Origin of the sequence: Gemmatimonas sp. (assembly GCF_036405635.1) — a bacterium.
Lineage (GTDB): Bacteria > Gemmatimonadota > Gemmatimonadetes > Gemmatimonadales > Gemmatimonadaceae > Gemmatimonas.
This window is the reverse complement of sequence record NZ_DASWXE010000037.1, coordinates 46766-53764: the sequence shown is the minus strand read 5'-3', so window position 1 is coordinate 53764 and position 6999 is coordinate 46766. Positions and strand designations below refer to the sequence as shown.

General features: G+C 66.2%; 7 protein-coding genes. 6 read left to right on the top strand and 1 reads right to left on the bottom strand.

The window, feature by feature from the left end; all coding sequences use genetic code 11:
• The 6 genes from VGE27_RS02510 to VGE27_RS02485 all read left to right on the top strand — a co-directional run.
• Nucleotides 1-973, top strand: a 973-nt coding sequence (locus tag VGE27_RS02510) for a histidinol-phosphate transaminase (RefSeq protein ID WP_331048052.1), incomplete at its 5' end; no start/stop codon positions are given.
• Entirely contained in the window at nt 970-1683 is a 714-nt protein-coding gene (locus VGE27_RS02505) for a cob(I)yrinic acid a,c-diamide adenosyltransferase (protein ID WP_331048051.1), read from the top strand. The genes VGE27_RS02510 and VGE27_RS02505, both read left to right, overlap by 4 nt.
• The gene (gene cobO / locus VGE27_RS02500) at nt 1680-2219 is read left to right on the top strand and encodes a cob(I)yrinic acid a,c-diamide adenosyltransferase (protein ID WP_331048050.1); all 540 of its coding nucleotides are present in this window, start codon (nt 1680-1682) and stop codon (nt 2217-2219) included. The genes VGE27_RS02505 and cobO overlap by 4 nt, the downstream gene beginning before the upstream one ends.
• Nucleotides 2216-3973, top strand: a complete 1758-nt coding sequence (gene cobT / locus VGE27_RS02495) for a nicotinate-nucleotide--dimethylbenzimidazole phosphoribosyltransferase (RefSeq protein ID WP_331048049.1) — start codon at nt 2216-2218, stop codon at nt 3971-3973. The genes cobO and cobT overlap by 4 nt, the downstream gene beginning before the upstream one ends.
• Nucleotides 3970-4788, top strand: coding sequence for an adenosylcobinamide-GDP ribazoletransferase (gene cobS, locus VGE27_RS02490; RefSeq protein WP_331048048.1), 819 nt, complete (start codon nt 3970-3972; stop codon nt 4786-4788). The genes cobT and cobS overlap by 4 nt, the downstream gene beginning before the upstream one ends.
• Nucleotides 4788-5441 (top strand): histidine phosphatase family protein, encoded by a 654-nt coding sequence (locus VGE27_RS02485; RefSeq protein ID WP_331048047.1) that lies wholly within the window; start codon nt 4788-4790, stop codon nt 5439-5441. Before cobS ends, VGE27_RS02485 begins: the two co-directional genes overlap by 1 nt.
• A 64-nt stretch (nt 5442-5505) precedes the next feature.
• Here VGE27_RS02485 and VGE27_RS02480 read toward each other — a convergent pair whose 3' ends face one another.
• Nucleotides 5506-6981 (bottom strand): diguanylate cyclase, encoded by a 1476-nt coding sequence (locus VGE27_RS02480; RefSeq protein WP_331048046.1) that lies wholly within the window; start codon nt 6979-6981, stop codon nt 5506-5508.
• Nucleotides 6982-6999 lie beyond the last annotated feature (18 nt).

Here is a 6999-nt window from a genome sequence, read left to right as displayed (position 1 = left end):
TTGCCTCAACGCACACGGTCCGGCGACCGTGGTGCGCGACGCCATCGCGGCGTGTGCGGTGGATGAGTACCCGGATCCCATCAGCCTCGGCGCCCGCGCAGCGGTCGCCGCACGATACCGCCGTCCCATCGCGGAAATCATGCTCGGTGCGGGTTCGGCTGAGTTGATTCAGGCCGTCTGCCTGGCGTACGTGGAGCCTCAAGACACAGTGCTGGTGGCCACGCCGTGTTTTGGGGAGTACGCGCGCGCCGCGGGCCTCTGTGGTGCCCGTGTACAGGAGGCACCCACTGTCGACGAGCTGCTGGCTCACATTGCCAATGGACCCAAGATGGTCTTCGTCGCGTCGCCGTCGAGCCCCGTCGGTCAGCAGCTGCCATTGAACACGCTGCGCCTGATTGCCGATGCGTGTGAGGCGGTGGACGCGTTGCTGGTGCTGGACCAGGCCTACGACGGCTTCACCGCCGCGCCACAGGGCACACCGGCACTGCCTGGTCACTCCCATGTGCTGCACCTGCGTTCGCTCACCAAGGATCATGCCCTGGCCAATGTGCGGGTCGCCTTCGGCGTTGGTACGCCCGAAGTGATTCGCGCACTCGAAGCCGTGCGCACTCCGTGGGCTGTCTCGGGCGCCGCGCAGGCGGCTGCGATGGCCACGCTGACTCCGGAAGCCGAGTCACACGCCCGCACGACGACGGCTACGCTGCGCGAGGAAGCGGTGCGCATGCGTGCCGCTATCGAGCGCATCGGCTTCTCGGTGACACCCAGCGACACGCACTACTTCCTCGTGCACTGCGGTGATGCCGCGCGCGCACGTCAGTGGCTGCTGGAACACGCCGCGCTGCTGGTGCGCGACGCCACATCCTTTGGCCTGCCCACCCAGGTGCGCGTGGCCGCCCGACTCGCCGAAGACAACGATCGCCTCATCGAGGCGTTCACCCGGCTTCGCTCCACCCTTTCCCTGTCTGCCTCATGACGCATCCCGACCTGCCGCTCGAGGACGATCTCGAGCCCACCGTGGAACTGCTCGACGACGAGATCGAACCCCGCGTCGATCCACTCGCTGCACCAAAGACCGCGCTCGCCGCCAATGGACGCAAGGTGCCCACCCCCAAGCAGAAGCGCCCCGGTGCGTATCGGGTGCCGCCGCGCAAGGACCGTCACGGCCTCCTCATCGTCAACACGGGACATGGCAAGGGAAAGACCACCGCAGCTCTCGGGGTCATGCTGCGCGCCCACGGCCGCGACATGAGCACCGCCATGTACCAGTTCGTGAAGCGGCTGGGCAACACCGGTGAGCATCGCACCGCACGCCTGCTGGGCATCGAAACCGTGGCCATGGGCGGCGGTTGCACCAAGAGTCGTCGCAAGGAAGACCGCGATCTCACCGAAGACCGCAACCGCGCGATCGCCGGCTGGGAGCTCTGCGCGCGTCACGTCACCGAAGGCACGTATGATGTCCTCATCCTCGATGAACTCACGTTACCGCTCAAGTGGGGATGGCTCGACGAGGCCGACGTGATCCGCACACTGCAGGAACGCCCACAAGGCACCCACGTGATCGTCACTGGACGTGACGCCTCGCAGGCACTCATCGACGCGGCCGATCTCGTCACCGACATGCGTGTCATCAAGCACCCGCTGCGCGAACAGGGCATCAAGGCGCAGGGAGGTATCGACGTATGAGCACCGATCGCGCCACGCGAAAGGGGCTGCTGCTGGTCAACACCGGCAACGGCAAGGGCAAGTCCACCGCCGCACTGGGCATCCTCGTGCGCGCCGCCGGCTACAAGTTCTCGATCGGCATGTTCCAGTTCATCAAGAGCGCGGAAACGCGCTACGGAGAACACATTGCCGCCGAGGAACTCGGCATCGACATCGTACCATTGGGCGACGGCTTCACCTGGCTGTCTGACAACATCGAGGCCGATCGTGCGCTGGCCCAGAAGGGCTGGCAGCGCGTGCAGGAAGTCATCGAGTCCGAGCAGTTCGACATCCTGATTCTCGACGAGCTCACCTACTGCCTCACCTACGGCTGGCTCGACGAGGCCATGGTGCTGGACGTGCTGCGCCGCCGCCCGTCCTGGATGCATATCGTGGTCACCGGACGCAATGCCTCACCAGCACTCATCGAGTTGGCCGATCTGGTCACCGAAATGCATCTCGTGAAACATCCGTACCGTGAGAAGGGCATCCCGGCACAACCAGGCATCGAACTGTGAGTCACGACGCGTCCTCACTCGCGGTCACTCGCCTGCTGCTCATCCGCCACGGTGAAACCGCGCACAACGCGAGCGGCCAATGCCAGGGTCGACTCGATGTGCCCATGAGTGCGCGTGGTGAGCAGCAGGTGCTGCGTCTGCGGTCGCGGCTGGCCGCATCCGGCGCGCTCGATGCAATCACGGCGGCGTATACGTCTCCACTCGCACGCGCCATCCGCACCAGCGAGCTGCTGCTGCACGACGCCGCGCAGCCCGCCAATGTCGACGACGATCTGGTGGAGCTGTCCTACGGACGCTGGCAGGGTTCCTCACCGCTCGACTGGCCACCGGGCGCCGACGCCCAGTGGCGTCTCGATCCATGGTCGCTCGATTTCCCCGATGGCGAATCGCTGGCGGCGGTACGCACACGCGCCATGCAGGCGTTGTCACGCATCGTGCAGCGACATCCTGGCGAATCGGTACTGGTCTCCGCGCACGGTCACTTCAATCGGGTGGTCCTCCTCGACGCACTCGGCATGTCGCCGCTCGACTTCTGGAGTTTGCACCAGCCCAATGCCGATGCCTGGTGGGTGTCGTGCACGCAAGGCGAAACCGGTGCGCTGCAATTCCTATCCGCCGAGCGTGCAGAACTCGCCGTCACGCCTGAAGCCGCCCAGCGGGCCATCGACGGCAAGACCAAACCGCTCGGCGCCCTCGGCGCACTCGAGGCAAGCGCAGTGCGCCTGGCCGTGCTGCAGCAAACACTGTCTCCACGCATCGATCAGGCGCGCATCTGCGTGTTCGGCGCCGATCATGGTGTGGCCGAAGAAGGCGTGAGCGCCTACCCGCGCGCCGTCACCGCGGAGATGATGCGCAACTTCGCCCGCGGTGGAGCGGCCATCAACGTGCTCGCCCGCACCAACGATGCCGAGGTGGAAGTCATCGACGTGGGCGTCGATGCCGACCTGATATCGCTCGCTGCCATCCGGCAGGACAAGGTGCGCCATGGCTCGCGCAACCTGCTCCGCGAGCCGGCCATGACGGACGCCGAGTTCGCCCAGGCATTGGAGGCTGGCGCCTCCGCCGTGCGGCGCGCCGTGCGCGCCGGCGTCGATGTGGTGGGGCTGGGCGAGATGGGCATCGGCAACACCACCGCGGCGGCGGCGGTGCTGTCTGCACTCACCGGTCGCGCTCCGGAGTTCACGGTCGGTGCGGGAACCGGCGTGCAGGGTGCGGCGCTCGCCCACAAGCGCGATGTGGTGGCACGGGCACTCACGTTGCACGGCCAGCGTTCCACTCCGCTGAGCGCGCGCGAATGTCTGCGACGGCTCGGTGGTCTCGAACTTGCCGCCATGGCCGGTGCCACGCTCGAAGCCGCCCATCACCCCGTGGTGATCCTCGTCGACGGGTTCATCTCCACGGTCGCGGTGCTTGCGGCGGCGTCCATGGCGCGGGAAGAGGTAGCGGGACCGAGCGCTGTCATGGCCCGTCTGTTCCTGTCACATCGTTCCACGGAGACCGGCCACACCATGGCCATCGAGTCGCTGGCGGCATTGAGCGGCGGTGAGCTGCGTCCGCTGTTGCAGCTCGATATGCGCCTGGGTGAGGGCAGCGGGGCGGTGCTGGCGGTGCCGCTGCTGCGCGCAGCAGCGGCGATCATGTCCGACATGGCGACCTTTGCGGAAGCCGGCGTGTCCGCCGGTGACCAGGCCGACGTGCACAATAGCGCGAACACAACGACATCGGCGTCGGCATCGGCATCGGTGACGCCGTGAGCAGTAGCGACACCGGCAGCGCCGGTTGGTCGTTCGCCGCCGAAGGTCGCGCCTTTGCGGCCGCGTTCACGTTCATGACGCGCATACCGTTGTGGCGCTGGATCGCGCACGACCTCTCTGACCTGCCCCGTTCCGCCACATGGTTTCCACTGGTCGGCGCAGTGGTCGGTGCGGTTGGTGCGATCGTGTTTCTGCTGGCCGATCAGTGGTGGTCGTCGCTCATTGCTGCGTTGCTCTCCACGGTGGCCACGGTGCGCCTGACGGGGGCTTTCCACGAAGACGCACTGGCCGATTCGCTCGACGGCTTCGGCGGTGGCTGGACGCCCGAGCAGGTGCTCACGATCATGAAGGACAGCCGCGTGGGGTCCTACGCGCTGGTGGGGATGATTCTGGCGGTCGTGACCAAGTGTGTGGTGCTGGCCGAGTTCTCCGGCGCACAGGCCGCCGCCGCGCTGATTGCCGCGCACACACTGGGCCGCTGTGCCAGTGTGTGGCTCATCGCGGCACTCCCCTACGTCCGGCCGGCTGAATCCGCCGAACGGCCCAGCGCCGGTCGACCGTTCGTGGACGGCGTGCACCGGGGCCGCATCATGGCAGCCACCATCGCGTCAGCAATCGTGGTCACACTGTGTCTTGGCGAGGTCGCGCTGCCGGCGATCACACTCGCACTCTTGCTGACAGCTGCTTCAGGGCGCTATTTCCGCCGTCGTATTGGTGGTATTACTGGCGATGCGCTTGGTGCCGTGAATCAACTCGTGGAGCTTGGTGTCTACCTGATGCTTGCCGCTGCACCCGTGAGGGGTTGGCTCGCCTGATGAGCGCGATCGAACCGATGGAGCAGGAAGAGTCGCATTCGGTACAACTCATCCTGATTCGGCATGCGGAAGCCGCACATGCCGACGGCCGTTGCATCGGACACACCGATCTCGCGTTGTCCGACCGTGGGCGCGCTTCATTGGCACACCTGATCGCACCGGACGGCGCACTCGCGGACGCACTTCAGGCTCCCGGTGGCGGGCTCGTAGACGCGGTGGTGGTGACCAGCGATCTCTCACGCGCGCGCGACACGGCCGCAGCAATTGTGTCGGAGTTCACGCTCCCCCTCGTGGTCGACCCCCGTCTGCGCGAGATGCATTTCGGCGCGTGGGATGGCCGTAACTGGCACGAGCTCGAGATGACCGAAGGCGCAGCCCTGCGGGAATGGATGGCGCAGTGGACGCTGCATGCGCCGCCGGGTGGTGAGACGGTCGCGGCGTTGGCGGCGCGGGTGGACGAAGCCCTCGACGCCATCAGCCTCATGCCACACGACGCGGTGGTGGTGGTATCGCACGCCGGCTGGATCCGCACCGCGCTGTGCAAGCTGCGTGATATCCCGCTGGCCAAGATGTTCGACATTCCGGTCGATCATCTGAGCGTCACAGTGGTCGAACTGCAACGCCCGCGCGGCCTCAGCGCGATGATCGGCTGACCAACACCCGGTGACGCACATCCGTCGACCTTCTCCCGACCGTCTCCCGGACGACCGAGGCAGTCTACATCCGGACCCGGTTTCGACCTTCGGCTTTGGACCGGTACAGCGCCGCGTCGGCGCGAGCGAACAGGTCCTCGACATTTTCGATGCGAGCCGCCGGAAACACGGCCACGCCCACTGAGGCCGTGAGCTTGAGCGGCTCCGCCATGGATCCGCGCGCAAAAGGATGTTCCTCAACGGCGACACGAATCCGCTCCGCAAAGGACACCGCGCCCGCATCGTCCGTCTCGGGCAGCAGCACCAGAAACTCCTCGCCACCATAGCGCGCCGTGATGTCGCTGCCGCGAATCGTCTGGCTGAGCAGCGCACCCACATCCCGCAACACGTCGTCGCCGACCAGGTGCCCGAAGGTGTCGTTGACCTTCTTGAAGTGATCGAGGTCGATCATGAGCAACGCGAGCGTCGAATCGTACCGCAACGCGCGCTCCATTTCGGCCGTGATGCGCTCGGTGAGTGCCCGACGGTTGAGGAGCTGCGTCAGCGGATCGGTCTGCGCGAGTTGCTCGAGGCGCGCATTGTCGGCCATCGTGCTTTCCACCATCTGCGCGCGCTGGATCACGGCAACGGCTGCGGTGATCACGGCCTGCGCAAACTCCAGGTCGGCCGGGCCAAAACGCTCCTGATCACGCGTACGACGCACGAGGAAGACCCCGTACTGCCCGCGGTCGATGGAGAACGGCAGGGCGATCACCGAGCGGATGGACACCTCGATGCCTTCGATGCCCCACACCTCGCGCACCCCTTCGTACAGCGGATGGGTCTCGAGGTCTTCCACGAGCACCGGCTGTCCGCTTTCGAGCGCCGCCCGGATTTCCGGGTAGCGATCGAGTTGCACCGACAGGTGCTGCAACGACGGATTCTCGAATGCGGCGACCACCACCGCATGGGAATCTCCCGGTCGCGCGAGCACCACCGAACAGTGTGACACATTGAGTGCACGCGCGGCGCGGCGAACCAGCAGGTGAAACAGCTCGTTCACCGACAGGTCGCCCGTCACCTCGTGGAGGATGTCCACCAGCTTGCGACGGCTGTCCGCGTCCTGCTGCGCACGCACGAGGGCTTCTTCGGTGCGCTGCAGGGCCGTGCGCGTGGAACGCAGCAGTGCGCCCATGCGCAATTGCGCCTGCACACGGGCCAACAACTCCTTGGGGCGATACGGCTTGCGGATGAAGTCGGCGGCGCCCAGGCCCAGCGACTTTACCGACGCTTCTTCCGGCGGCTGCGCCGACAGCATCAGCACCGGTAGATCGCGCCAGCGCTCATCGGCCTTGATGCGCTCGAGCAGCTGGCAGCCGTCTGCATCGGGCATGAGAATATCGAGCAGCAGCAGGTCCGGGGAACGCCGCTCGAGCTGTTCGAGACAGGCGTTGCCACCGTTGGCGGGAATGACCTCATAGCCGTTTTCCTGAAGCAACCAGGTCACGGACTGCAGCACCGCTTCGTCGTCGTCGGCTACCAGAATGCGCGACGTCGCCATTCCCACTCCTCGAAAGAC

Excerpts from the sequence above, each read along its gene's own strand:
- VGE27_RS02480 (WP_331048046.1), bottom strand. The coding sequence starts at position 6,981 with ATGGCGACGTCGCGCATTCTGGTAGCCGACGACGACGAAGCGGTGCTG.
- VGE27_RS02485 (WP_331048047.1), top strand. The coding sequence starts at position 4,788 with ATGAGCGCGATCGAACCGATGGAGCAGGAAGAGTCGCATTCGGTACAA.
- cobO (WP_331048050.1), top strand. The coding sequence starts at position 1,680 with ATGAGCACCGATCGCGCCACGCGAAAGGGGCTGCTGCTGGTCAACACC.
- VGE27_RS02505 (WP_331048051.1), top strand. The coding sequence starts at position 970 with ATGACGCATCCCGACCTGCCGCTCGAGGACGATCTCGAGCCCACCGTG.